Raw genomic sequence first — 26997 nt, forward strand, 5'->3', positions numbered from 1 at the left:
ACAACTTATGAATAAATGCTAATTGTCTTTATTTATAAGTTGTTCAAACGCTTCACGAACTTGTGACACAGATAGGCCGACAATCACTTGCACATTTTGACCACTCTTTACCAAACCATGCGCGCCACCAGATATTTTAAAGTAACTGTCATTTTTGACCTTTTCAGGATCTTTTACAGTAACGCGTAACCTTGTCGCACAATTTGTCACATCGACGATATTACGCTTGCCACCCAAACCTTCTAAATACACATTTGCCTTTTCAACATATTCATTTTCTGATGTTTGTTGATTTTCATTATCGTGTTTCTTATTTGATTTATAGTCTTTTTTTGTATACAGTTTTGCGTCGATATCTTCTTTTTCCCTACCAGGCATCGGTATATCAAATTTCAATATAATCCATTTAAATAGATAATAATATATAAATATGAAGAGAATACCTATTACAAACTGAGCAATATATGTCCCCCAATGAGCCCCAAATAGTGGAATCCAATTCGTAGCGGCTATTTCAATAAAACCGCCACCTAAATTTCCTACTAATCCGAATGCATTCATAATTGTAACCATTGTCGCACCTAATATAGCATGAATTAAAAATAAAAATGGGGCTACAAAAATAAAGGTGAATTCTAACGGTTCCGTTATACCTGCAAAAACTGCTGTTAATGTTGCTGCAATTAATAGCGCGCCCACTTCTTTCTTTTTATGAGCTTTCGCTGTAGAATATATCGCTAGCGCAATACCAATAGAACCAAACATTTTAATATTTCCTTGTAGTAAGAAACCCCCACCTGGATAGATTTCTTTTAATGGCTTAGTCGTTTTAGAGTATTCGGTAAGATGAGAAATCCAATAAGATTTAACACCTCCATTCACAACAGCTGGCCCATACTCAAATGGCGTATAAATAAAATGATGTAGTCCTGTTGGAATTAATATTCTTTCTAAAAAGTGGAATAACCATACACCAATATAACCAGATGAGGCTAAAAACACTTGTAATGATGCAATCCAACCTTGTACAATTGGCCATCCCCAGCTTGTCAGAAACGCTAACGGAATCATACAAAAGAAAGCAATCATTATAACAAATGGTGATCCTTGAAAAATACCCACAGATTCGGGTAATTTTTTATCGTAATACCGGTTATGCAACCAAATCGCAATCCCTGAAATGATCAGTGCACCTATGATATTTGTATCTAAAGTTTTAATACCTGCTAATTCTGTGATTCCTGTCCCTTCACCTGCACTACCTTTAAAATCAACGCCAAAAACAGGTCCCCATGTGCTTAATATGCCATTAATAAAATAATTAAACATTAAATAAGTAACTACGGATGACATGACTGCATGTCCTGCCGATTTTTTAGCAAGCGATATCGGTAATCCAATCACAAAAATAAGTTCAATATTTTCAAATAATGTCCAACCACCATTTTCAATTAACGACCATATTTGATACCACAAACTATGGCTATCAGCCAATTTCCCCATAATTGCCTCATTTTTAAAAAGTGTTGCGATACCAATGATAATACCAAAGAAAGGAAACAATAACACTGGCACAATCATTGCGCCACCAAATCTACGTATTGCTCCTCCAAAATTACGTGCAATATTCATAAAATCACCTTTTCATGTGGTATTTTGAAAACGATTTCTTAAGGTGATGATATGCTTAATTCACTTCTAGTTCAATGTTCGCTCAACATTTAGAGAAAAGATATCGAGGAATGATTTCTTTTTCACTAAGTGGTAAATTTTCCAACGTTCCACTGATTCGTTATCACAAATAATTACAACATTTTGTAAACAAAAAACAGCATTCTAATATTGATACTAGAATACTGTTCCTTATTATTGTCCGTTATATATATTAAATTCTAGTGGTTTTACTTCGTTTTCTATCCATTCATCATAAATCGAGCGCTTATTAATGTCACTATTGATAATTGTGATACCGCAATCGCCACCACCTGCACCAGACGTTTTAGCTGCACCGCCATATTTTTCAGCAACCGAACACAACACTTTTAAATGTGACGTTTCTATATCAATCGTAGCCTCTTTATCCATAGATTGTATAATTTCACGATTCAAGCGAATCATTTGTTGTACACCTTTAATATGATTCGTTTTAAACGCATGAATCAACTTTTCAACACATGCATGTGAGCGTTCCAAGAATTTACCATAAAATGTAGGATCTGACTTCAAGCGTTTAACTTCACTCACAAGATGATGTGATGAAGCCGGAGAACCAGTCCAACCAATAAGTACTTCCATATTCTCAGGTGCTTGCAACGGTTCAATATGAAGACCTGGCCAATTTTTCTTTAGCACTTCATTTACTGAAGTATCTTCTATTTGCTGTGAGACCCATTCATGATCAAACGTGCTATAGGCTAACCAACCTGTATAGACACTTACAGCAATATCACCACATGAGCTTAAGCTTTGTAATTTCATATTAGCGATAACAGCAAGTTTATAGATATAGAGATTTGACAAATGCGTATCGTAAAATTCATTTAGCACTTTAACGACTGATACTAAGACTGCCGCACTTGAACCCAAACCATATTTATGACCATTTGCATCGTCTAAGTTACTATCAATTGTTAAATTAAAATGTTTTAGATGAATTTGATTACTACGAACATATTGTTCAAATACTTCTATTGCTGTAATTACATATTTTAACTGTTTGGCTGCATGTACGTCTGAGACTACAATTTCGTCTTCATTTCTTTGAAATGTTACAGGCTCATGATGTAAAGTCTTAGAATGTATAGTGCCATGGATTGCATTTGATTCTTCTATTGAAGCTGTTACAAAACGGTCTACTGCAATTAACACGGATTTATATCCAGGTTCAGTAACCGCGTATTCACCTGCAATATAAAGCTTTCCTGGTGCTTTTACTTGAATCATTTTATCTCTTCCTTATTCAATAATTTCAACGCCTGTACGTGTGATATCACTTGCAATCACTTGTTCTTCATCGAATGATTTATGTAGCGCATCTATTACAGCTTTTTGATTTTTCTTTTCCACTAGTATTTTAACATTAGGTCCAGCATCCATTGTAAAGTAACAAGGGTAGCCAGCTTCTCGACATTGATGGACAATTTCCATCACTTGATAACTATCACTTACCATGTAAGTAAATGGTGGTTGTGCTCCTAAATTCGTAGCATGCATTCTTAAACCATTTGCTTCAATTACTTCACCTAATTGCACGAAATCTTTTTGATTGATTGCATGTTTAACTGCCGTTATATCTTCATCCACATGATCCAACCAATATTGATAGAAACGTGATGTATCACGTGTTAAAGACATACCGGCGCGGCTTGAAACTTTTTTCGACTTATTATTAATCACAACAAAAATCATCGCTAAATCATCTTCCCAATGATCTGCATCAATAGGAAAACTGTATGACGTCTTATCATTATGCCCTTTTTCCCATTCCACAAAACCACCAAAAATACTTCTAGAAGCCGATCCAGACCCCCTACGTGCAAGTCTAGATAAATCTTTATCTGTTAATTCTAAATTTAAAGCTGCATTACAGGCTGCTGCTAATGCAGCGTATGCACTTGCTGAAGATGCTAAACCTGCTGCTGTGGGAACAAAATTATCACTTTCAATATATGCATACATTGAAGTCTGACCTTGTTCTCGCACGATATTCATGAATTTGTGTATTTTAGTCGCTTCACTTTCATTTACAGCCTCTCCATTTAAAATAAGCGTATCTTTTGTATAGCGCTCATCAAATGTAACTTTTGTTTCTGTATAAAAGCGATCTAATGTCACAGATAAACTATTATTCATTGGAATAATGTAAGTTTCATCCGCTTTTCCCCAATATTTAATCAATGCAATATTTGTATGCGCACGTGCTTTACCACTATTAACCAATGTCATTAACCTCCTAAATATTCAATCCATGTATGATGTGCGCCTAAGTCCTGTGCGCTTTGTGCGATTTTTTCAGCAATCTCTAAATTTGTAGCAAGTACAATCATGCTACCGCCACGTCCCCCGCCTGTTAGTTTTCCTGCGATCGCACCTTGCTTTATACTTGCTTCAAGTAATGTTTCAATTTTATCATGGCTTACTGTTAAAGTTCTTAAATTATCTTGGCACAGATTGAAGATTGTAGCTAATTTTTCAAAGTTGTGGTGTTCAATTGCATCGCTCGCTTCAAAGACCAGTTTCCCAATATGTTCCACATATTGTAGATACATTTCGTCTTCTTCACATAAATTATGAACATCTTCTACAGCTTGTTTTGTAGAACCACGTACACCTGTATCAATGACAACCATATAACCATTTAATTCCAAAGGTTTTAACATAGTTACTTCACCCTGCTGAAACCACACTGGTTTATTTGAAACAATAGTTTGCGTATCGATGCCACTTGGCTTACCATGTGCAATGCGCTCTGCCCAGTTAGCTTCCTCTATCAGTGTTTCATCTGATAAGGGTTTATTTAAATAGTCAAAACTTGCACGTACAAATGCTACTGCCATTGCTGCACTAGACCCTAAGCCTCTAGAAGCTGGCAAATTCGTATCAATTGAAACTTTAATTGGCGTTGCTATATTGTACTTTTCTATAAAACGTGTAATGACAGCCTTCAAATGTTCAGGTGCGTATTCTAACTCGCCATCATAAACATCACTACTTATGTATGAAGAATGTGAATCTTCAATCGCATCTATAGTGGCTCTCACTCTTCCAGTTGTAAAAGGAATGGCAATTGCTGGTTCTCCAAAAGTCACCGCATGCTCTCCAATTAATATTACTTTACCATTCGCTTCCCCATATCCATGTTGTGCCATATTCTCAATCACCTTTAGTATATTCTTTAAATTTATATTTTATGTACTTCACACATCATCTTAGACGAAACCTTATTTTACGTTACTTCGCATATCATTATGCTAACGTAATAATTTCCCAGGAAATTTTACGCTGAGTTCAATTATTCGACAATCTACTACACATTTATTTTAAGTATATATATTTGCTGTCTATGCTGTGATAAATATATAGATGTTTAGCTAAATTTCATTTTTATCATTATATATTATCTCATATTTTTCATATAATGCTATACATCTCAAGTCATAGTTATTTCTTCTATTATTATAATTATTCATAGTATTTGAAGTCATAAAAAAGTTAACACCTGCTACTAATTATAATCAATACGTTCCCATTATAAAACTCTACAGTCTTATATTCAAAAAGTTAAGTTGAATTTCAATGAATTTATTCATAAACGTATTTTTAACTACACTTTCACTATATTACTTTTTTACCTTCTATAATTCAACAATTAGAAAAAACCAACTAGGAAAATTTCTTGATTACTGCATAATTATCACTCTTAATTCCCAAAAAAATTTGTTTCGAAAGTTTAATCACTTTCTACATCATACGCTATTTAGACCGTACCTGTGGTAAATCATTAAATATTTTGAGCTTTATATAACTTGTTGTAAGTACAAACATTAAATATATCGCTATATTTAATAAAAAAACGCAAATCGATATTTGTTAAACAAAGTATCGGTCTGCGTTTTTTTATATTATTCCATTTTACGATTAATTTTTGCGTTACGCTCTATCATTTTTTCAAAATAGCCTTCATAACTCACCCATTCATCATCTGTAATAGGCTCCATATTTAAACGTCCACCTAAATCTTTGAGTGCATATAATAATTGGAACATCACATCTTGTACGGTAATTGTTCTACCTAACAATGTTTCAAGTGAAGCCATACATAGTGGATCTATATTAGGATATTTAAATTTTGTTTCTTGTCCCTTTAGTGCATGTTGGTAAAAAGCTCTCATCATAGCTGCACGTTCACTACCATCACCTTCTACGCAAAGATACACTTGGACAGCAATTCCACCACGAACACGCCGCTGAGAAATGCCGGCAAATTTTTTGCCATCAATACTTAAATCAAATTTCCCTGGACAATAAGATTGTTCTATCTCGTGTGTTTCAATCTCCACATCTTCATCTTCAAACATTTTAGCTATTAATAAATACATAACTGTAAATGCTTCATCAATTGTAATTTCATTTTTCCCTTTAAAAATAAGTGAAATATTAAGTATACCCTGATCTAATACAACGCCAAGTCCACCGGAATTTCTTACAATCGCATTATACCCACGCGTTTCAGTTAAGTATCGTATGCCATCCTGTAAAAATGGTAAACGTGAGTCATGTATACCCAAAATAACAGTATGTTGGTGTATCCACGTACGTACCACATTACTAGATAAATCATTGCCCACACTTTCTGAAAATGTATCATCAAATGCAAATGACTGCATTGGTGCTAATCCAGAAGAGTGGTCAATATAACGCCAATCTATACCACTAAAATATTTACTTGCTAAATCCATTATTGTAATGCTTGCGCAGCAGTGATGATTGATAAGTTATACACGTCTTCTATAGAACAACCACGAGATAAATCATTCACTGGTGAATTAAGTCCTTGTAATACAGGTCCTACTGCATCGTAACCTCCAAGACGTTGCGCAATTTTGTATCCAATGTTACCCGCTTCTAAGCTTGGGAAGATAAATACATTTGCATCTCCTTGAATCTTAGCATCAGGTGCTTTTTTCTTAGCAACTTCAGGCACGATTGCTGCGTCAAATTGGAATTCTCCATCAACAATAACGTCTTCAATGTTGTCAGCTTCAATTTTTTCTTGCGCTAAGTCTACTGCAGTTGATACTTTTTCAACATCGTCTGATTTTGCAGAACCTTTTGTTGAAAAACTTAACATTGCAACACGTGGTGTCATGCCAAAGCTTTTCGCAGATTTAGCACTTTCTACTGCAATTTCAGCTAAATCTTGTGCCTCAAGCGTAGGATTGATTGCACAATCACCAAAGATGTATTGCTCTTCTCCTTTAATCATAAAGAAGATACCAGAGGTTTTTGTTACACCGGGTTTTGTTTTAATAATTTGTAATGCAGGACGCACTGTGTCTCCTGTAGAGTGTGCTGCACCACTTACTAGACCATCAGCTTTACCTGTATAAACAAGCATCGTACCGAAATAGTTTACATTTTTCAACATTTCTTGTGCTTGTGCTTCAGTCGCTTTACCTTTGCGGCGCTCGACAAAAGCTGTCACTAATTCTTGCTTTAACTCACTTGTTTCTGGATCAATAATTTCTAGCTCAGAAATATCCAATCCTTTTTCACTAGCTAGAGCTTTCACATTGGATTCGTTACCTAATAACACAGGTGTAACATAATCTGTAGCTTGTAATTGAGTTGCTGCTGTTAATACACGTTCATCTTCACCTTCGGGTAATACGATTTTTACATTTTCACCTGAAAGTTTTTCTTGTAATACATCTAATAAAGACATAATGGCCTCCTCGAATTTTTAAATCTATTTATTTTCCATCACTATTATACGTCATTTTTTTATAGAATTCCATGTCACCAATTTGTAATCATTTGCTTATGTTATCTTCTTGCCTTTATGGTAGAATTTTGTTGTAAAGACAAAGAAACTTTAAAGGAGCGATTCAAATGCCACAAGCACCAGAAACATTAGACGGTTGGTATAGTTTACATTTATTATATGCTATTGATTGGTCTAGCCTACGTTTAGTTCCAGAAGAAGAACGACAATCTCTCGTGGAAGAGTTGCAATCATTTTTAAATAAGCACGAACAGGCACGCACAAATCACGTTGGCGATCACGCACTTTATAATATTACAGGTCAAAAAGCTGATATTCTTTTATGGGCATTACGTCCTGAACTGAAAGACTTAAATGCTTTTGAAAATGAATTTAATAAATTAAAGATTACGGATTTCTTAATTCCAACATATTCATTTGTATCAATTATTGAATTAGGTAACTATCTTGCCGGAAAATCAGATGAAGATCCATATGAGAACCCACATATTAAACCAAGACTCTATCCAGAATTACCACAATCCGAATATATATGCTTCTATCCAATGGATAAGCGTCGTAACGAAACATATAACTGGTATATGCTTTCATTAGAAGAACGACAAGAGCTTATGTATAACCATGGTAAAATTGGTCGTCAATATGCTGGAAAAATTAAACAATTCATCACTGGTTCAGTCGGTTTTGATGACTATGAATGGGGTGTTACCCTATTTGCTGAAGATCCATTACAATTCAAAAAAATTGTATATCAAATGAGATTTGATGAAACTACTGCAAGATATGGCGACTTTGGAAGTTTTTATGTTGGCCATATCATTACAAAAGAAAATTTACAAAGTCTTTTTTCAGTATAATTTACTGTCACTAATAGCTACTTAATATGGAGTGTATTACGTATAACTGTCGATAAGGTTCATCACCTTGTTGGCAGTTTTTGTGCTTTTATAGCATATGCCATTGACTACAGATACAGCATTTATGGTGCTGATTCATAACAATTCAGTAATGTGACTGTGTATAAATATAAAAAGGCACCCTTACTTAAATATAAGGGGCCTTTTTATGTAGTGTGTCTGGGAGAACTTTAATCACTACTTCATTATTAACTGCTATATTGTCGCTACTCAATATATGTCTGTAACAGTTAACTAATCTTATATTAACCTATTTGAAACATTTGAAACATAAATGACTTCCTAGAATTGTACAAAATTTATTTCCCCACTACTTTCCTCGTAATTAATACGCCAATTCGTAATAATAAAGTGTTACAATAAAAAATAATAATTCAATAACTTATTTCCACCCAATGTTTCCAATAAACATTGGGTTAGTTAAATACTTTATTATTGGTGATTAAATGACAACATACACTCAAAATATAGACGGTTATGATGAACGATTAATTAAAGATGTTATCGTACTTGCTGGGAGAATTTTACTTGAATCTGGTGCTGAAGCCTCCCGTGTGGAAGATACCATGACACGTATTTCAAATACGTTAGGCTATACAGAGAGTCATAGCTTTGTTACAAACACAGTCATAAACTTTGTGTTGCATAACGAGTCATACCCGAGAATTTTCAGAATAAAAACGAGAGATACTAACCTTCATAGAATTTCAAGAACAAATGAAGTGTCTAGACAATTATCCTTAGGTAATCTTTCTCTTGAAGATGCTTATCAAGAACTAACTCAGATTCACACGGAACAAAGTATGAATCATGATTTGCTTTTCAAATTTATAGCTTCTGCAATCATTTCAATCAGCTTTTTATATTTACAAGCTGGTCATTTCGTCGATGTAATTTCAACACTTGTGGCTGGTTCCTTTGGCTATATCGTTGTCGAAATATTAGATCGTAAATTACACACACAATTCATACCCGAATTCATGGGAGCACTTGTCATCGGACTGTTTGCTGTAACTGGTCATTATTTTATACCAGGTGGTTCAATATCAACAATCATTATAGCGGCAGTAATGCCCATTGTACCTGGTGTATTAATCACAAATGCAATTCAAGATTTATTTGCCGGTCATATGTTAATGTTTACTACTAAGTCTTTAGAAGCTCTAGTGACTGCTTTCGGAATCGGGGCTGGCGTTGGTACAATACTCATTATTTTTTAGGAGCAATGCCTATGTTTTGGATATTAAATTTATTATTTAGTTATACGGCTTCACTATTCTTCGGTGTCATATTTGATGTGCCGAAACGATTGTATAATACAGTTGGTATTGTAGGTGCTTGTGGTTGGATGATATATACACTTTTTTTCGAAGCCTTTCAATTACACACTATATATTCAAGTTTTTTTGGCAGTCTGGCACTTGGACTTTTAAGCCATATTATGGCCCGATTAAAAAAAGAACCCGTAATTCTATTTATGATACCCGGAATCATTCCACTTGTACCAGGTGGCCTCGCATTTGATGCCACTAAAAACCTTATAATATTACAATTCAGTAAAGCAATTAATACCATATTAGAAGTAATGTTAATCGCTGGTGCAATTGCATTAGGTTTACTCTTTGCTGACCAGATTTCAAAGCTCATTATTTCTGGTAATACAAAACGAAAAAAGCGAATTTAAAATACAACGCTCTATTTAATGCAAATCAAAAAACGACTCAATCCTTAGTGGACTGGGTCGTTTTTTGATCCATACTTCTTCAACAAGTACTTGTTGATTGGTGCTCATATCTTTTCTACTTAGAAAAAATATGGGTAGAAATAATATAATCAATATACTTATAGATATTCAAAAATCTTCCTTAATATGCAACAAGAACTGTGCATTGCATCTGGCATATTGTTGTTACTATAGTAGCTATCAGTGCCGATGCAACACTTCCCCTAACATTATCAATCCTATTTATACCTATCCTATAACCCCATATTTAGGTAATTGATAAGTATCTAAACCTATTTTTAAAAAGAAAGCATCATGACACCTCTACATATCCGGTAGAACAATATACGAATTAAAAGCCAACAAAGTATGTGAACTTTGTTGGCTTTTAAAATGACACAAGTTATAACTATCGCATGTAAATGACATATTTTAAATTCTAGAAATCTTAAATATTATGCTTTATCTACTTTATTTTCATTGATTAATGTTTCAACTTCATCTTCTGTTCGATTCAAAATAAGTCTGCTCAGTTTATCATTATCCATTTTTTTCAACTTCGGATAACGTACTACAAAGAATATAAGACCTATCACTAACCAACCACCTAACGCAATGTAAGACGGCGCGGAAAGCGATGCTGGCGAGCCAGGGACTAAAAGTAGGAGTAAGAACACAAATGATACAATTGTGCCTAAGATTGCAAAGGTCTTGTATATTGGACCATATGTATTACTCGCTTTTTTATAGCTGAAAAGTTTGGCTGCTGATAAACAAGTAATAAAGTATGCAATAGATACACCTGTCGAAGACATATCAACAATCCACGTTAATGCTGTACGTCCTAACCATGGCGCAATTAACGTAATAGCCACTAAGAAAATAATTGCCACATATGGCGTTTTATATTTCTTATGTAACTTACTGAATAACGAAGGCATAATGCCTGAACGCCCCATTGAAAATAGCAAGCGACTAGAACTCATTAAGAATCCATTTAATCCTGTAAATATGCCCATTATTATTGCGATTGCTAATACAGCTAAACCAATATAACCAAAAGCATCTTGTGTTACTGCACCAGTTAACCATAAATTACCATTTAAGCTTGTAGAAGCAGTACTTAACCAACTTGTATAAAGTATCATCAATACATAAGTAAGTGCTGCAGCAAACAAACTATAGACAATTAATTTAAAAGTCTTGTTAGGTGAAAAATCAAATTCTTCTGCTGTTTGAGGAATATTATCAAAACCAACATATGCCCATGGCGCCACTGCCACAATCATAATAATGGATGTAAACCAACCTTTCTTTTCATTTGTTAACGGCTGTAAATGTTCTAAAGAAAAATTACTGCCAAAAAATGATCCGAAAAACAATAGTAAGATTGTAATAACCATTGCTACACAGAAATAAAACTGCAATGATCCGGACACACTAGAGCCTTTAATAGCAATGAACATAAATACGATTAATAAAACTGATGCAATAAGTATTTCAGTAATATAAACGTCCCATCCTGCAATGGTGTAAAGTTTGCCAGTCTCCAAAACATCTGGCAATAGAAATTTAATTAGTAAACTAAATGCTGTTGCGTTTAATGCTACAACACAAATATATCCAAACGTTAAAAACCAGGAAGAAAAGAAACTAACGTATCTTCCAAAACCTAAAAAACTAAATGCAAATGCGCCACCAGAAACTGGAAAACGTTCGACTAATGCGCCATAACTTACTGCGATAAGTATCATTAATAGCGCACCAATGACAATACCTATTGCTGCAGATATAGGACCAGATTGTCCTATCCAGTCACCAGGGAGAATAAATGCACCCCATCCTATACATGAACCATAAGCAATTGCCCACACAAATTTTTCAGATAAGTTTTGCTTTAAATCGCCTCTATCGACTTGATTGTTATTTTCACTCATAAATAAAATTCACCTCAGGGTTGTATTATAACCCCAAGGCGAATTCTTAAACAATTATATTTTTATAATTTAAACGTTCCGATGACGAGCATTAACCAACCAACGATAAATAAAACCCCTCCGATTGGTGTAACGGCACCAAGTATACGAATTTGTGTTAGTGCTAAAACATATAGAGAGCCACTGAAAAATACAATACCAAAGAATAATAACCAACCCGACCAATTAACATTGATAGAAGTAGTACCACTTATGATGCCAAGAGCTATTAATCCTAGACCATGATACATTTGGTAAGTAGTTGCCTTTTCCCAAACTGACATATATTTTTCTGATAATTTATTTTCTAATCCATGTGCACCGAAGGCCCCTGTTCCTACTGCCATCATCGCATTTAGTGCACCTAATATTATAAACACTTTCATCATATAAATTACATCCTTCCAAATTTAAAAATCAAAAATCGAATCGCCATTGCCTATTTCATCATCAGTTACTAACTTATTAGATGAAAGCGAGGTATCTGAAACTGTATGTGCTTGTGATGTTACGTTTCCCCCCATTGCGCGAAGCTCTTCAGCAGATATTCCGTGATGCTCTTGCTTTGTTTGAGACAATGGTTTATCCACATTGCTTTGAGCTGTCGATTTGAATGAGTTAGATACTGAAGACAAATCATCTTTATAAGTTTGATTTGACGTATGTGTAATAAGACCGGTAAGTGTGTGAATGGCATACATATGCTTTTCAAATTCTACACTGTTATGCGCTTCATCTGCTTGCACTAGTTCTTGTTCAATCAGTTGTATAATTTTCTCTTTTTCCATTTTTATTCCTCACCTTCACACCAATTTATAGGAGTCATCCCCTTTTCTTGCAAGTACATATTCGTTTGTGAATATGGTTTAGAACCAAAGAAACCTCGATAAGCAGATAACGGGCTGGGATGCGGCGACTGAATAACATGATGTTTCGTGGTATCAATTAATTTAATTTTCTGCTGTGCGGGTTTCCCCCATAAAATGAACACAACATTGGATAACTTCTTAGAAACAGCTGTTATTACTTCATCAGTAAAGGTTTCCCAACCAATATTTTTATGTGAATGCGCCTCACCTTGACGAACCGTAAGTACTGTATTCAACAATAAGACCCCTTCTTGAGCCCAATCTTGTAAATGAGGCGTAGTCCTTTTACAACCTAAATCATCTTCAAGCTCTTTATACATATTTTTGAGTGAAGGTGGAAATTTGGCATCTGGTTGTACTGAAAATGCTAAACCATGCGCTTGATTTGGCCCATGATATGGATCTTGACCTAATATGACAACCTTCACATGCTCAAATGGCGTTAGATCAAAAGCCTGATATATATTATCTCTGTCTGGATATATGATTTCTGTTGTATATTCTTTTTCTAGAAACTCATGCATAGCACTAAAATCATGTTTCGTGGTAATTTCATGAAAAACATCTGACCATTCCATATGCGTCTCACCTCATTTAATATATTAACATATCCCAATTACGTAAGTTAGAACCACTTCTCAATTTATTGTGATGCGTGGTGCTTATGCACTCATATGTTCTAATACTATGGCATACAAACCATCCACTTATCCTATCAAAAAAATAATTTTAAGGTCTCATTTTAACGCTGATATAACAATAACTGCATATTTAGAATACTCGACAAACGTGATATGATATATTAAAAGATATTTAGGGAGTGAAGATTCATGGCATTGAAAAAAACATTAACAATTGCTGGTTCAGATACGAGCGCTGGTGCAGGTATGCAAGCAGATTTAAAAACTTTTCAAGAGCTAAATACATACGGCATTGTAGCACTTACATCAATCGTTACAATGGATAAAGCAACTTGGTCTCACGATGTGACTCCAATTCCATTTGATGTATTCGAGAAACAATTAGAAACAGCAATTTCAATCGGACCAGATGCTGTAAAGACAGGTATGTTAGGAACGCAAGAAATCATTAAGCGTGCTGGTGAAGCATATATCGAATCCGGTGCTGATTACTTTGTGGTTGATCCTGTTATGGTCTGTAAAGGGGAAAATGAAGTATTAAATCCCGGGAATACAGATGCGATGATTGAACACTTATTACCAAAAGCAACTGTCGTAACACCTAATCTGTTTGAGGCAGGACAGCTTTCAAACTTGGGAACACTACACACTATTGAAGACATGAAAAAAGCCGCTGAAGTTATACATAAACAAGGTGCACAACATGTTATTATTAAAGGTGGAAAAGCCCTAGATCAAGATAAATCATATGATCTTTATTTTGATGGCTCACAATTCTATCAATTATCAACAGACATGTTCCAACAAAGTTATAATCATGGCGCTGGTTGTACTTTTGCAGCTGCTACCACGGCTTACTTGGCAAATGGAAAATCACCAAAAGAAGCTGTCATTGCAGCTAAAGCATTTGTTGCATCTGCTATTAAAAATGGTTGGAAAATGAATGATTTTGTAGGACCTGTTGACCACGGTGCATACAACCGTATTGAACATATCGACATTGAAGTGACTGAAGTTTAAAAAAATAATCTCACTTTAATGTGTTGATACAAGAAAAATTTACACTTTTACTTATTTTTATTATTTAATAGTAAAACCCCCACACTGTAATTTGATATAGTGTGGGAGTTTTACATTTAGCTCATTTTTTAAGATACTGTAACACTATTCACATAACCATTAGTCATATGAAAAATAATATTTCCCTCGCCAACTTGATATTCATATAGGCCATCTGATGCACTTACCTTCTCACCATGAATTGGTGGCTGATATGTGAAATTCGCTCCAAATTGTACTCTCATTTCTTCTAAACTAACTGCATGCTTTTGTAAATCAAATTCAACTGAATTTGCTTTATCGCCATGTACTTGTTGGAAAATTTGATCATTAATGATTTTAACTGATGGCTGAGCTACATATCGACTGTTTACCTTAATACCATTAAACACAACATCCCCTGAATTTAATCCATTATAAAAAGATTGGCTTAACACAAATTCGCCGCCATCTGCTGTATAGCCGTAATAATTAAAGGAGGATTGCGTCGTAGTTGCTGTCGCTTCATTCTGAGGGATACTTCCTTCTGTAATGCTTACTCCGAGTGCAGTTCCGAATACCATACTAGTTGCTATCATTACTTTAGCAATCTTGTTCATAAAGCACCACTCCCTATCTTTTTAGAGTAATATTACTATTCAATTACAATGTTACATCTATATTACAAAATATGCAACGTGTATTTTTTATATAATAGCCAATTAAATGCTTCCTCTTTTATATTATTTACTATGCGCGCTATGAAATTTACTGGTTTCACACTATTTCACTACCTCATCCTACAATAGTCGGATATGAAGTTGATACGGAAGCCCCATGTGATTGATCAATATATGTATTAGTATAATAAGTGTAGAGAGATAAAGGAGGGAATTACAACATGATTATCTACAAACAGGCTTTTGAAAATGGTAACCCCATATATGAAATTATCACCAAAACTTTCAAAGCGATAACTGTTAAATTCGATGAAAACTTCAGCAAAAATGAATTATATAAGTTACTCTCTCTACTTGAAGATGATGTTGATAACATGAAATTAAGTTATTAAAAGCATTTTCAATCCATCGAAGAGACAACAGAAGTCCTATTGAAATATAAAATTAGAAGAAACGATATACAAATAACTCCCGATAAGAATTAAAAAAGGTAACAGATCAAAGTACGGATAGGCTGTCCCCTTATCTATACTTTGCATAACACATCCCTATAAACACTCACCCCTTATGAGTGACACATGAATTAGACAAAGATTGTCCCCTTTGTTTTTTGCTTGGAGAGCAACCTCGAAGCTATTCTAATTCATGCGTCACTCTTTTTTATATGCAAAAATCATTTATCCTAATTACATAACATAAAAATCATCACTTTTATCAACATTCTATCATTTTAAAAATAAAAAAAGACTCGAACTTAGTTCGAGTCGGAAACAGATTTTATGTTTTATTTTAATTATACGCGCTTATCTTTTGCCCACCACATAGCTTTATCAGGATTATTTGCATAATACTCAGCTTCTTGATCAGTTTCTACATTAGGATAAGAACCTTTGAGTGATTTACCTGAAGTACTCACATGTAACAATGAAATAACTATGATACCTACCACACTAATTGCTGCCAAGTAATACGCAGGAGATAATGGATCGCCTGTCTTAGCTACTAATGAAGAAGCAATTAATGGTGTCGTACCACCAAATAATGATACGGATACATTAAATGTCACAGCTAATGTTCTATATCTAATATGTGTGTAGAACATTGTAGGTAATGAACCCGGCATAGTCGCTTCGTAAGTTGATAAGAAAAAGCCTAAGATAAAGATTCCTACACAAATCAACACTAATGATGAAGATTGGAATAATGAGAATGAGATTACACTAAATACTGCTGTACCAATTAAACCAATTAAAAATACTTTTTTCTCGCCTATTTTATCAGCAAGTCTACCAAACATTAATGCTAATGGAATCATTACAGCCATAACCAATGTAATAAGTAAAGAAACTGTTGTGCTATCAAGTTTTACGATTTCTTGTAAATACGATGGCATATAAGACGTTACCATATAGTTTGTACAATTAAAGAATGCTACTGCTACGAAACATACCAGTATATCTTTATAATAATATCTTACAATTGTTAAGAAACCTACGTTGTCTCTCTTGGTTTTAGTTGCTATTTCATTTTCATAAACTGGTGATTCTTCTAATTTTCTTCTTAAATAGAAACCAAAAATACCTAAGAATAAACCAAGTATAAACGGAATTCTCCAGCCCCATGATGCCATTTGATCATCACTTAAGAAGTAGAATAATAAACCACTTAATACTGATGCTGCTATATAACCTGATAATGTTCCTATTTCAAGGCCAGAACCAAGCGTATTTCGTTTTTTATCTGGTGTAGACTCTGCTACATAAACCATTGCGCCTGCATATTCTCCACCTGTTGAGAATCCTTGTAATACTCTACCAAGCAAGAGTAATATTGGTGCCCAAACACCAATTTGATCATATGTAGGTAATAAACCAATGAGTAGCGTTGAGAATGCCATCATAATAATTGTTGTGGTTAATACTACTTTCCTACCGTATTTATCTCCAATCATACCAAAGATAATTCCACCTACTGGTCTAAGTAGGAACGCAATTGCAAATGTCGCAAATGTAAAAATTGTTTTGAGTTGATCATTTTCTACCGAACTGAAAAAGTTTTGTCCGAGTATAACTGCTAAATAAGAATATAGGCCAAAGTCAAACCATTCCATGGCATTACCAATACCTGTAGCAAACACAGTCTTTTTGGCAGCTTTAGGATCCACCTTATTTATGTTACTTTTATCAAAATCCTTGTCATAATCCATGAACATGTCACTCCTTTAACATGTTATATTATTATACGTAGTTAATTTATTTTGTCAAATTGAATACAATTTTCTAATTTTCTATTTTATTATTTTTATTCAAAAAGCAATAAATTAGAATGAAAAAGAAAAAAGTAATCACATTTACTTTTTTTAATAAATTAACACTATATAAAAATACGCTGTCATTTAATTTTTAAGGATGTGGATTTTTACCCTCTTATCAAGATTTGAAACAATTACCTTCTCATTCTCAATATATTCAAAATGAATAAACTCATATACTTCAACACTTTCAATATACTTTATTTTATAAGCACTCCAGTTTATTTTCAGCTCTGCAAAAACGATTTGCACTATCATTTGTCCAGGCACTATATGATTATGTAGTGGATTTTCATCTTTTATAAGTTGTAAATATGTTTTCACTTCATAGGGAGTCATTTGTATCATTTGAAATATCCTCCAAAAATATTTGTGTAATAGAAATACAATTTTCTTCATTTTTATTTATTTCTAATCTAAAGGTATATTTCATAAATTGACGCACTTTTTGTTTTCCTAAAAAATACATGTGGGCAATGTATTTTTCGTTTATATGAACTGTTGCCCTTTGATCTATTTTTGTTTCCCTCAACAATATATTTTGACGTAAAAACGGTTGGAACAGTTGAAATTTTGGCCACAACCGTGCACAAAATAAAGATGGAACTATAGTTGATGGTTGAAGCTTAAACAAACGATTATATGTTTGAACTTCTATTTCATCAAACATAATTTCTAATACTTCATGACCATCGTTCAAATAAGATTGCATTACCCATTCCACCCCCAATGCCCATCGTTGCAATTGTTCTATGGTATTGTTCCATGTAAAACAATCTTGTTACTAACGCTGCACCACTTGCACCATAGGGATGTCCTGTGGCAATTGCACCACCAAAGACATTTAATTTCACTTCTGGTATGTTTAATGCATGCTGACTTGCTATTACTTGAGAGGCAAAAGCTTCATTTAACTCGAATGCATCGATATCCTCTATTGCATAGTTTTGTCTTTTCAATAATTTCGAAACTGCTGGTACAGGACCTATACCTAATAATGTTGGATCAACACCAACTGTAGTACTGTCTATAAAATCTAACCCTGCCTTAAATCCATAATCATGAGCGGTTTCCTTTTCCATCACCATTAGTAAGACCGCGCCATCATTCTTCATACAGCAATTACCCGCTGTGATTGTTCCATTAGGTAATATCGGTTTCAAACGAGATAAAGTACGCTGAGTTAATTTAGGTTTTATACTTTCATCTTTGTTAAACGCTTTACCATTGACATTAAAAGACAGTATCTCTCGAGAAATAGTTTGATTTTCATATGCTGTTATAGCTTTTCTATGACTTTTCCACGCATAATCGTCCTGTGTTTCTCGTGATACTTGATATACATGAGCTACTTTCTCTGCCGCTTCTATCATTGATGGGTCTTGTCCCTCTGGCGCAAAGGAGGCTCTCTCATAGAACTCAGGTAAATGTGTCTCATATATAGATTGTGGCCTTTTAATTTTCCACGGTGCACGACTGATACTCTCAACACCGCCTGCTACGAATATTGTACCTGCACCTGCTTGAATCATCCGACACGCATGAATAACAGCATCTAATCCTGAACCGCACTGTCTATCAATCGTCACACCAGGGATTTGTTGGTTTAATCCAGCTTCTAGTAATGACTTCCTCGCTATATTTCCTCCGTTGCCAGTCACATTCCCCAAAATGACATCATCTATCGCTAACATAACCTGTGGATGTACATCTTTGAAATGATTAAACAAAGGTTTTAATAATTGTTCAGGTTCTAAATGTTTAATCATTCCTCCATATTTACCAAAAGCTGTCCTTTTAGCTGCTACAATAACCGCTTCTTTCATGAGTTGAACCCTCCTTCTAAATAGCGCTGTTTCATGTGCTTACGTGCGATTTTACCGCTTTGTGTGTATTCCATTTTATCTACTTTAATTAATTTCGATGGTATTTGATACCGCGCTAAATGCTTTGATAAAAAGGTTTTACATGCTCGGTATGCGATCTTTATATCGCCTGTGTAAAGTAAAACTGAAATTTCACCAAATTTTGCATGAGGTACTCCAATAACTAACACCTCCTCGAAATATTCATAGGATTGCGCCACACGTTCGACTTCAGTAGGATAAACATTACTTCCGCCAATAATCATAAGGTCATATCTTCGACCATGTAAAAATAAATATCCTTGTTTATCAAGTGAAGCAAAGTCTCCAGTTTCTATCCATTCTTTTTCTGAATCTTCTTCACCAACATAACCACTGAACGCCATATTACTTTGAATATTTAGCAAACCTATCCCCTTTTCATCCTGGTTGATTAATTGGATATTCACATTTTCAAAAGGCATACCTACAGAATAATGAGGCGCTTTATCATGATAATTATAGCTAATAAAACTTGCTTCAGATGTAGCAAAAAATTCTATTAAAATAGCATTCGGTAGAAGTTGTTCTACTCTATTTCTAACTTTATATTGGAGCTTATCCCCCGTTGTAAAAATATAATGCCGCTGATATATCACTGTACGATGCGCAGTGTATGCTTCTAACATTGTAGGTACTAAAAACATAGCCATATGTTCACACTTAAGAAGCTGTATAGAATGTAATAAATTACTCGCATCAAAGTGCGTTTGTCCTATAAATGTTCTCCCACTATACAATGCATAGATACATGCGTATAAAGATAACGAATGTGACAAAGGCCCTGGTGCAACTATCAAATCTACCACTGTATCAAAGAGCTTGTCATTCTGTTCAAATGAATAAATCCATGAGGGCTCATTACGGTAATAGGCTTTTGGCAAACCAGTTGTTCCGGATGTAAATCCAACATGTAATAATGTTGCATCTTGCTTAATTAATTTACTATCTTGTCTCATCACCTTGATAACTTGATTATTACTATCAATAATATAAGACATTCCATAATAGCTTATTAACGTATCTATTTGTTGTTGCGGCCACCTATAATCTAATAAACACGGGATACAGTCCCTTTCTAACAAAGCTAAATAATAAGTAATTGTTTGTAACGGATCTTCTATAATTAATGCTACATAACTCTCTCTCGGAATTTCATATAACGATCGCGCGCACTGTTGAACATTTTGTTCTAATGTTTGATAACTCACAGCAGATTGTTCAAATTTTAATGCACATTGGGTGGGTTGCATCCGTGCATGTTGTCTTATTTTATTTAATAGTTCTAACATATAATCACACCACTTTGTAAACTTTTATACTTTTTATATTAACATTACTAAATTAAAATATCCTCCCAAGATTGTGGTGACTACTTCAATAAAATTCCCATTTTTCTACAAAAACGATTAACAATCGCTCATACGTTCCCCTATAAGTTATTGAAAAAGTAAAATTGGGTTAGTATTCCCATTTTATGTATTTAAAAAGCATTAACAATATAAATATTGTTAATGCTTTGAAATATAAACAACTATTCTAAATTTGCGTGATTTTGTTGCATTGTTTCTTCATCAATATTGAATTCAGACATCAAGTCTAACACAATGCTATCTAAAAATATTTGTGCCGCTTGTTCAAATAAACTACCTAATGGTTGTGTTGAACCTTCAGCATCATACTTAGTACCTGCAGGCAATTCAATAATAGAACTAGCAAGTTGACCAATGGCTGATGCTGGATTCGTCGTTAATAATACGACCTCAGCGCCTATAGATTTCGCTTTATCTGCTAATAATTTTAAATGTTCCGTGGAACCTGACCCTGAAATAATTATAAATATATCATTTTCGGTAATTGAAGGTGTAGTAGATTCTCCAACAACATATGCATACTTACCTAACTGGTTCAGACGCATCGCAAAACTATTTGCAACGAAACCTGAACGCCCTTTTCCTGAGACAAATACTTGGTTTGCATTAACCACCTGCGTTAAGAACGCTTGTGCTTCACTATCTCTAACGTGAGACAGTGTATGATCCAATTCATCTAAGATTAAACGATAATTTGTAATTTCACTCATATTATTTTCCTTCAATCGCAGCTTTACATTGTTTTGCTGCTTCAACAGGATCATCTGCATTGGCAATACCGCCACCTACTACAACTAAATCAGGGTCCTCTGCAACAACTTCTTCAATTGTATCTGGTTTGATACCACCAATTACTGCAACTTTAGAGTTGGTAATTACGGATTTAACTTGGCGTAAACTTTCTAGTGGGGATTCTCCTTCTGCTTGTAAATCATATCCAGTATGAACCGCGATATAATCTGCACCTAATGCATCCAATTCTTTAGCACGTTGTTTTAAATCTTGTACTGCAATCATGTCTACTAATAATTCCTTACCATTTTTATGTGCCTCTTCGACCGCACCTTTTATTGAAGCATCTTCAGCTACACCTAAAATTGTTATAACGTCGGCACCATATTTTATTGCCTGACTAACTTCATAATCTGCTGCGTCCATAATTTTCAAATCTGCTAATACTTTAACGCCTTCAATATTATCATTTAAATATTGTACTGCAGGTAATCCTTCATTAATAACGATTGGCGTGCCAATTTCTACAATATCAACATAATCTTTAACCTTATTGGCAAGTTCTGCAGCCTCTTCTTTATTTAATAAGTCAATTGCAAGTTGTAATTCCAATATGATCATCCCTTCTTGAATTAATGTATCACTAATAACTTAATAACTCATATCACATCATGAAACATCAAATACTTTTACATAAAATGTTTACCCGAAGTGCATGATATTAAACGAATTTATAGTTGTTGTGCTGATGCATCATCAACATATACTTCGACATTAGGGTGTGTATGCAATATAGATGCTGGAAATTGGGAATCTAATTTAGTTTGTAATAACTTTTCAATTGCTACACTCTTTTTCTCACCAAAAGCTAACAAAATAATTTTCTTTGCCTGCATTATAGTTGATAAGCCCATGGAAATAGCTTGTTTCGGAACTTCTGCTTCATCTTCAAAGTAACGGCTATTGGCTTTGATTGTACTATAAGTTAAGTCCACGATGTGCGTCCGACTATTTATATCTGTGCCTGGCTCATTAAAACCAATATGTCCATTTTCACCTATGCCTAAAATTTGAATGTCAACAGGTCCTTGTTGATTGATGAGTGCTTCGTACCTTTGCGCTTCTTCATCCAGATGTTCAGCGTTGCCATTAGGTAAATGTATAAGCGAAGCATTAAAATGAGGATAACGTTTGAATAGATTTTCATTCATATAATAGTGGTAACTTTCTTCATGGTTATCAGCTAGCCCAACATATTCATCTAAATTAAATGTTTCAATTCCAGAAACATCTATATTATTACGAGAAAGTAACTCTACCAAAAAACGATAAACTTCTATCATCGTACCGCCAGTAGCTAACCCTAATTTACTATGGGGATGCTGTGTTATTTGTTTATATAATTCACAGGCTACATAAAAAGATGCATAGTCTCTTGTACCTAAATTAGTTATATTCATTATTTCTCCCCCCTAAACATGTAATAAAAGCATTTCTATAATTTTAGTATGTCGTACTACTTACATATATTCATTATACGTGTCTATGTTATATTTGACAGAAATAGGCTTCCTTAATCATTTTTAAGCTAAATATAAATTCTTTTATAAATAATTGAGCAGAGTTATACATTTCTGGTGTGGTTTTTAGTAGAATGGATAAATAATCTTAAAATAAAGTGCGCTTGTTATATATAAAATTCACATTACTAGTAGAAAATGTATACAAGTCAGTTTAAACTATAAGGTAGACTTATATATTCTAAAATAATTGCGAAGAGCAATGACTATAATTGAATTTTGTAGTGTTAGGTTATGAAAGCAAGGAGGCAAAATTTTGGAACAAATAAATACGGAAAAAGTACAAGATTTACTTTCTTCATATGCGAATCAGCCTGTATACTTACATGTCGAAACCACAAATGGTGCATACGCTGCACACTTCGACCAACGTGTATTTAATGCAGGAACTTTTTTAAGAAACATTCAAGTTACTTACGAACATGCACAACTTAAAGGTGGTAACAAAGACCCTTATCGTGTTGGACTTAAACTTAAAGATAATGGTTGGGTCTATGTTCAAGGATTAACGCACTATGAAGTTAATGATAACGGTGAATTTCTATTAGCAGGTTTTAACTATGAAGGTCAACTTGCTGCTGCTCTAGAAATTAGTACGCAACCGTTTCAAGTATAAGGAGGGCGAATCATGGCAGAGGAAAGCCAAGTTTTAGTAATATTTCCACATCCAGATGATGAATCGTTCTCATCTGCAGGAACTTTAGCAAGATATATTGACAACGGGATTCCAGTCACATACGCATGCTTAACACTCGGACAAATGGGCCGCAATTTAGGTAACCCACCATTTGCAACACGTGAATCGTTACCCAACATTCGAGAAAAAGAATTAGAAAATGCAATGGAAGCGATCGGTATTACTGATTTACGCAAAATGGGTTTACGTGATAAAACAGTAGAATTTGAACCTCATAATGAAATGGATGCAATGGTAAAATCACTTATAGATGAATTAAACCCATCTGTGATTATTTCTTTCTACCCACAATTCGCTGTTCACCCAGACCACGAAGCGACTGCAGAAGCGGTCGTAAGAACTGTTGGGCGTATGCCTGAATCAGAAAGACCACGTTTACAACTTGTAGCATTTAGTAATGACGCACCTGAAAAATTAGGTAAACCGGACATTCTAAATGAGATCAGTGATTATAAAGAGGTTAAACTACGCGCATTTGAAGCTCATGCATCTCAAACAGGTCCGTTTTTAGAACAACTTGCAACACCGGATGTCCCTGGCGAGAAAGTACACAGCTTCTTAGAAGTAGAACCTTATTGGACTTATAACTTTGAATCTTAAGTGGAGGCAATAGCATGACTGAATTTGACTTATCTACACGAGAGGGTCGTTGGAAGCATTTTGGTTCCGTAGACCCTATCGATGGTACTAAACCAACAATAAAAGAAAAAATGAAAGATCTACAAAGCACACATAAAAACTTCTTGTTCGAAATAGAAGAAGTTGGAATTAAAAACTTAGTGTATCCAGTACTTTTAGATCGATTTCAAACTGCTGGTAACTTTAGTTTCTCCACCAGTTTAAATCAAGATGAAAAAGGCATTAATATGAGCCGTATCTTAGAAAGTGTTGAAAAGCATTATAATAATGGTATTGAGTTAAATTTCGACACACTTTATCAATTATTACGTAGTTTACAAGACAGTATGAATCAAAATGCTGCAGGCCTAGATGTATCTGCAAAATGGTTCTATGATCGCTATAGTCCAGTGACTCAAATCAAAGCAGTTGGTCATGCTGATGTTACGTATGGTTTAGCAATTGATAAAAAAGATGTAACGCGAAAAGAGATTACTATTGAAGCTGCCGTTACAACATTATGTCCTTGTTCAAAAGAAATAAGTGAGTATTCTGCACATAATCAACGCGGTATCGTCACTGTTAAAGCATATATTAATAAAAATGTTGCGTTAACTGACGATTATAAAGATACAATTTTAGATGCTATGGAAGCGAATGCCAGCTCTATTTTATATCCAATTTTAAAACGCCCAGATGAAAAAAGTGTTACTGAACGCGCCTATGAAAATCCGAGATTTGTTGAAGACCTTATCCGTTTGATAGCTGCCGATTTAGTTGACTTTGAATGGATAGACGGCTTTGACATCGAATGTCGAAACGAAGAATCTATTCATCAACATGATGCATTTGCCAAATTAAAATACAGAAAATAATTTTTTATTTTCAACTCATAATTATTCAGAGTGTTAACATGCATCTACGAGATGACGTGTTAACACTCTTTTTTTACAAATTTCCAATTCATTATCCATACTTTTTTGCAGTTAACTTCATTTTCCAAAAATAATGCCCCCTTACATTCAGTTTAAAGTTATATTTTTTTAAATTTCATTAAAATATCCTACATAATTGTTTGAGAAATCTCTTATTTTTTAAAATTTTGCATATTAAATATTAAAATTTGATAGTGTTATGTATGTAAATTTTATATTAAACTTACTATTATAAAGTACCATTAATTACAACATTTACACTTGTGGTGAATACCTATGCTTGATTATCGTTTGACTCTATATAACAACACAACTTCTCCTATTTATCGTCTACAAACAAATCATTTTTTAAATATTTACCTATTATTAGAAGGCACAATGACCATACTACGCAATATGCATTTTCAACAACTTACCCCAGGGTATCTATTTTATGTTTATGATAGTGATGTTATCAGCGTATTATCCTTTGAAGGCATCCTTTTATGTTTATCTATAAATAATTACTATATTTACAACAAGTCGATGACTCAATCAACAACTAAAGAATTATTAAATACAGTTAATATATCTCATCTAAAGTCAAATTTTATTGATATTATCTTTTCTATTATAAATGACTCCAGTATTCAAACAACAAAGCAATTAAATATGTTAAATCATATTAAAGTTCAATATGAAATGGAGCCGGCACCAACTGATCATACTACTTTGACTTTAATCAAAAATGTCACAGCCTATATTAATGACAATAATCAATATCAACTGACTTGTCAGCATATTGCTAACACATTTTTTGTACAACCTAGCTATTTATCTCGTGAGTTTTCCGTAATGATGCACTGCACACTTTCAAACTACATTATTGCTTCAAAAATTTATTTTTCAATTTGTGATTTATTATCTGGATTATTACTAGAAACAGTTTGGAAAAAATATCAATTTCACTCTTACGAGAGCTATATATATCATTTTCAAACTATTACAGGATATATTCCTAATAAAAATATATTCAAGCTTTTTAAATATAAAAATATAAACGCTTTGACTTTAAGTCAACAACAAATACTTAAACAAATTCAAATTAAGTTATAAATTTACTGAGGTGATAAATATGAATACAATAGCTTATGAAGAAAAAAGGCTTTTAATAAAAAAAGTTATAAAACAAAATTTAAGTCTCAATTTTTCGGAAATAATAATTTTAGATAAATTACTTATGCTTAATAAAGAAAAAGTTGATTTATCCTTACTGAGGCAAGCGCTAAAATTAACACACACACCTATTTCTACACAGCTTAATCACCTCATAGAACTCGGTTTCTTCAATAAATCGAGAGGTGTCCAAGACGAACGCTGCATTTACTTGTTTGATATAAATTTAATTAAAATTAAAGCCACTATAGAGCAATACCATGTTATTGTCACTTCAATCATTAATGCTTAAATAAAATTGATTCTTCGTATATAAAAACTGGAAAACCCCTTACAATATGTAC

29 protein-coding genes are annotated in these 26997 nt (G+C 33.8%); 10 read left to right on the top strand and 19 right to left on the bottom strand.

Going from position 1 to position 26997, the window contains the following annotated elements:
* Positions 1 to 18: 18 nt before the first annotated feature.
* The 6 genes from QMO72_RS11335 to pta form a co-directional block, all read right to left on the bottom strand.
* Positions 19 to 1632: an alpha-glucoside-specific PTS transporter subunit IIBC gene (locus QMO72_RS11335; RefSeq protein ID WP_103266604.1), complete on the bottom strand. Its 1614-nt coding sequence runs from the start codon at positions 1630 to 1632 to the stop codon at positions 19 to 21.
* Positions 1633 to 1866: 234 nt separating this feature from the next.
* Positions 1867 to 2943 carry a phosphomevalonate kinase gene (locus QMO72_RS11340; RefSeq protein WP_069823468.1) on the bottom strand — a complete coding sequence of 359 codons (1077 nt, stop codon included), beginning with the start codon at positions 2941 to 2943 and terminating at the stop codon, positions 1867 to 1869.
* A gap of 12 nt (positions 2944 to 2955) precedes the next feature.
* Positions 2956 to 3939 carry a diphosphomevalonate decarboxylase gene (gene mvaD / locus QMO72_RS11345; protein ID WP_103266627.1) on the bottom strand — a complete coding sequence of 328 codons (984 nt, stop codon included), beginning with the start codon at positions 3937 to 3939 and terminating at the stop codon, positions 2956 to 2958.
* Between the two features lie 5 nt (positions 3940 to 3944).
* Entirely contained in the window at positions 3945 to 4868 is a 924-nt protein-coding gene (gene mvk / locus QMO72_RS11350) for a mevalonate kinase (protein WP_103266603.1), read from the bottom strand.
* 753 nt (positions 4869 to 5621) lie between these two features.
* Positions 5622 to 6458, bottom strand: coding sequence for a lipoate--protein ligase family protein (locus QMO72_RS11355; RefSeq protein ID WP_103266601.1), 837 nt, complete (start codon positions 6456 to 6458; stop codon positions 5622 to 5624).
* Positions 6458 to 7447: a phosphate acetyltransferase gene (gene pta, locus QMO72_RS11360; protein WP_103266599.1), complete on the bottom strand. Its 990-nt coding sequence runs from the start codon at positions 7445 to 7447 to the stop codon at positions 6458 to 6460. The genes QMO72_RS11355 and pta overlap by 1 nt, the downstream gene beginning before the upstream one ends.
* 164 nt (positions 7448 to 7611) lie before the next feature.
* Here pta and hemQ point away from each other — a divergent pair, with 164 nt between their 5' ends.
* The 3 genes from hemQ (at position 7612) to QMO72_RS11375 (ending at position 10105) form a co-directional block, all read left to right on the top strand.
* The gene (hemQ, locus tag QMO72_RS11365; RefSeq protein WP_046837045.1) at positions 7612 to 8361 is read left to right on the top strand and encodes a hydrogen peroxide-dependent heme synthase; all 750 of its coding nucleotides are present in this window, start codon (positions 7612 to 7614) and stop codon (positions 8359 to 8361) included.
* Between the two features lie 506 nt (positions 8362 to 8867).
* A complete protein-coding gene (locus QMO72_RS11370; RefSeq protein ID WP_103266597.1) occupies positions 8868 to 9641 on the top strand; it encodes a threonine/serine exporter family protein in 774 nt (257 codons plus the stop codon).
* Between the two features lie 11 nt (positions 9642 to 9652).
* Positions 9653 to 10105: a threonine/serine exporter family protein gene (locus tag QMO72_RS11375; RefSeq protein WP_046837043.1), complete on the top strand. Its 453-nt coding sequence runs from the start codon at positions 9653 to 9655 to the stop codon at positions 10103 to 10105.
* A 494-nt stretch (positions 10106 to 10599) separates the two neighbouring features.
* Here the strand turns inward: QMO72_RS11375 and QMO72_RS11380 are convergent, their stop codons facing one another.
* From QMO72_RS11380 to QMO72_RS11395, 4 genes are all read right to left on the bottom strand, one after another.
* Complete coding sequence (locus QMO72_RS11380) at positions 10600 to 12081, bottom strand: APC family permease (protein WP_103266596.1); 1482 nt, start codon at positions 12079 to 12081, stop codon at positions 10600 to 10602.
* A 62-nt stretch (positions 12082 to 12143) separates the two neighbouring features.
* A complete protein-coding gene (locus tag QMO72_RS11385; RefSeq protein WP_199196641.1) occupies positions 12144 to 12506 on the bottom strand; it encodes a DUF423 domain-containing protein in 363 nt (120 codons plus the stop codon).
* A gap of 24 nt (positions 12507 to 12530) precedes the next feature.
* Positions 12531 to 12908, bottom strand: coding sequence for a DUF5327 family protein (locus QMO72_RS11390; protein ID WP_103266593.1), 378 nt, complete (start codon positions 12906 to 12908; stop codon positions 12531 to 12533).
* 2 nt (positions 12909 to 12910) lie between these two features.
* Entirely contained in the window at positions 12911 to 13567 is a 657-nt protein-coding gene (locus QMO72_RS11395; RefSeq protein ID WP_103266592.1) for a uracil-DNA glycosylase, read from the bottom strand.
* A gap of 252 nt (positions 13568 to 13819) precedes the next feature.
* On the opposite strand from QMO72_RS11395, the gene thiD reads away from it, so the two are divergent.
* Complete coding sequence (gene thiD, locus QMO72_RS11400; RefSeq protein WP_103266590.1) at positions 13820 to 14650, top strand: bifunctional hydroxymethylpyrimidine kinase/phosphomethylpyrimidine kinase; 831 nt, start codon at positions 13820 to 13822, stop codon at positions 14648 to 14650.
* Between the two features lie 128 nt (positions 14651 to 14778).
* Here thiD and isaB read toward each other — a convergent pair whose 3' ends face one another.
* Positions 14779 to 15288 carry an immunodominant staphylococcal antigen IsaB family protein gene (gene isaB / locus QMO72_RS11405; protein WP_103266589.1) on the bottom strand — a complete coding sequence of 170 codons (510 nt, stop codon included), beginning with the start codon at positions 15286 to 15288 and terminating at the stop codon, positions 14779 to 14781.
* A 281-nt stretch (positions 15289 to 15569) separates the two neighbouring features.
* Here isaB and vraX point away from each other — a divergent pair, with 281 nt between their 5' ends.
* The gene (vraX, locus tag QMO72_RS11410) at positions 15570 to 15740 is read left to right on the top strand and encodes a C1q-binding complement inhibitor VraX (RefSeq protein WP_158262872.1); all 171 of its coding nucleotides are present in this window, start codon (positions 15570 to 15572) and stop codon (positions 15738 to 15740) included.
* A 401-nt stretch (positions 15741 to 16141) separates the two neighbouring features.
* Here the strand turns inward: vraX and QMO72_RS11415 are convergent, their stop codons facing one another.
* From QMO72_RS11415 to nagB, 8 genes are all read right to left on the bottom strand, one after another.
* Positions 16142 to 17554, bottom strand: coding sequence for an MFS transporter (locus QMO72_RS11415; RefSeq protein ID WP_103266587.1), 1413 nt, complete (start codon positions 17552 to 17554; stop codon positions 16142 to 16144).
* A 189-nt stretch (positions 17555 to 17743) separates the two neighbouring features.
* On the bottom strand, positions 17744 to 18007 hold the full coding sequence (locus QMO72_RS11420) for a hypothetical protein (RefSeq protein ID WP_103266586.1): 264 nt from the start codon (positions 18005 to 18007) through the stop codon (positions 17744 to 17746).
* The gene (locus QMO72_RS11425) at positions 17985 to 18371 is read right to left on the bottom strand and encodes a hypothetical protein (protein ID WP_103266584.1); all 387 of its coding nucleotides are present in this window, start codon (positions 18369 to 18371) and stop codon (positions 17985 to 17987) included. Before QMO72_RS11425 ends, QMO72_RS11420 begins: the two co-directional genes overlap by 23 nt.
* A complete protein-coding gene (locus tag QMO72_RS11430; RefSeq protein WP_103266582.1) occupies positions 18343 to 19485 on the bottom strand; it encodes a thiolase family protein in 1143 nt (380 codons plus the stop codon). The genes QMO72_RS11425 and QMO72_RS11430 overlap by 29 nt, the downstream gene beginning before the upstream one ends.
* Positions 19482 to 20855: an AMP-binding protein gene (locus tag QMO72_RS11435; RefSeq protein WP_103266580.1), complete on the bottom strand. Its 1374-nt coding sequence runs from the start codon at positions 20853 to 20855 to the stop codon at positions 19482 to 19484. The genes QMO72_RS11430 and QMO72_RS11435 overlap by 4 nt, the downstream gene beginning before the upstream one ends.
* Before the next feature lie 242 nt (positions 20856 to 21097).
* Complete coding sequence (gene hxlB / locus QMO72_RS11440; protein ID WP_103266578.1) at positions 21098 to 21646, bottom strand: 6-phospho-3-hexuloisomerase; 549 nt, start codon at positions 21644 to 21646, stop codon at positions 21098 to 21100.
* A 1-nt stretch (position 21647) separates the two neighbouring features.
* The gene (hxlA, locus tag QMO72_RS11445) at positions 21648 to 22280 is read right to left on the bottom strand and encodes a 3-hexulose-6-phosphate synthase (protein WP_073504981.1); all 633 of its coding nucleotides are present in this window, start codon (positions 22278 to 22280) and stop codon (positions 21648 to 21650) included.
* Positions 22281 to 22399: 119 nt separating this feature from the next.
* The gene (nagB, locus tag QMO72_RS11450; RefSeq protein ID WP_103266576.1) at positions 22400 to 23128 is read right to left on the bottom strand and encodes a glucosamine-6-phosphate deaminase; all 729 of its coding nucleotides are present in this window, start codon (positions 23126 to 23128) and stop codon (positions 22400 to 22402) included.
* A 376-nt stretch (positions 23129 to 23504) separates the two neighbouring features.
* Between nagB and QMO72_RS11455 the strand changes: the two genes are divergently transcribed.
* From QMO72_RS11455 to QMO72_RS11475, 5 genes are all read left to right on the top strand, one after another.
* Positions 23505 to 23864 (top strand): YojF family protein, encoded by a 360-nt coding sequence (locus QMO72_RS11455; protein ID WP_046837751.1) that lies wholly within the window; start codon positions 23505 to 23507, stop codon positions 23862 to 23864.
* Between the two features lie 12 nt (positions 23865 to 23876).
* Positions 23877 to 24545, top strand: coding sequence for a bacillithiol biosynthesis deacetylase BshB2 (gene bshB2, locus QMO72_RS11460; RefSeq protein ID WP_103266575.1), 669 nt, complete (start codon positions 23877 to 23879; stop codon positions 24543 to 24545).
* A gap of 14 nt (positions 24546 to 24559) precedes the next feature.
* Positions 24560 to 25438 (top strand): GTP cyclohydrolase FolE2, encoded by an 879-nt coding sequence (gene folE2 / locus QMO72_RS11465; protein ID WP_103266573.1) that lies wholly within the window; start codon positions 24560 to 24562, stop codon positions 25436 to 25438.
* A 336-nt stretch (positions 25439 to 25774) separates the two neighbouring features.
* Positions 25775 to 26593, top strand: a complete 819-nt coding sequence (locus QMO72_RS11470; protein ID WP_286093191.1) for a transcriptional regulator — start codon at positions 25775 to 25777, stop codon at positions 26591 to 26593.
* Positions 26594 to 26612: 19 nt separating this feature from the next.
* On the top strand, positions 26613 to 26945 hold the full coding sequence (locus QMO72_RS11475) for a transcriptional regulator, SarA/Rot family (RefSeq protein WP_103266109.1): 333 nt from the start codon (positions 26613 to 26615) through the stop codon (positions 26943 to 26945).
* Positions 26946 to 26997: the final 52 nt, after the last annotated feature.

Origin of the sequence: Staphylococcus casei (assembly GCF_030294405.1) — a bacterium.
Classification (GTDB): domain Bacteria; phylum Bacillota; class Bacilli; order Staphylococcales; family Staphylococcaceae; genus Staphylococcus; species Staphylococcus succinus.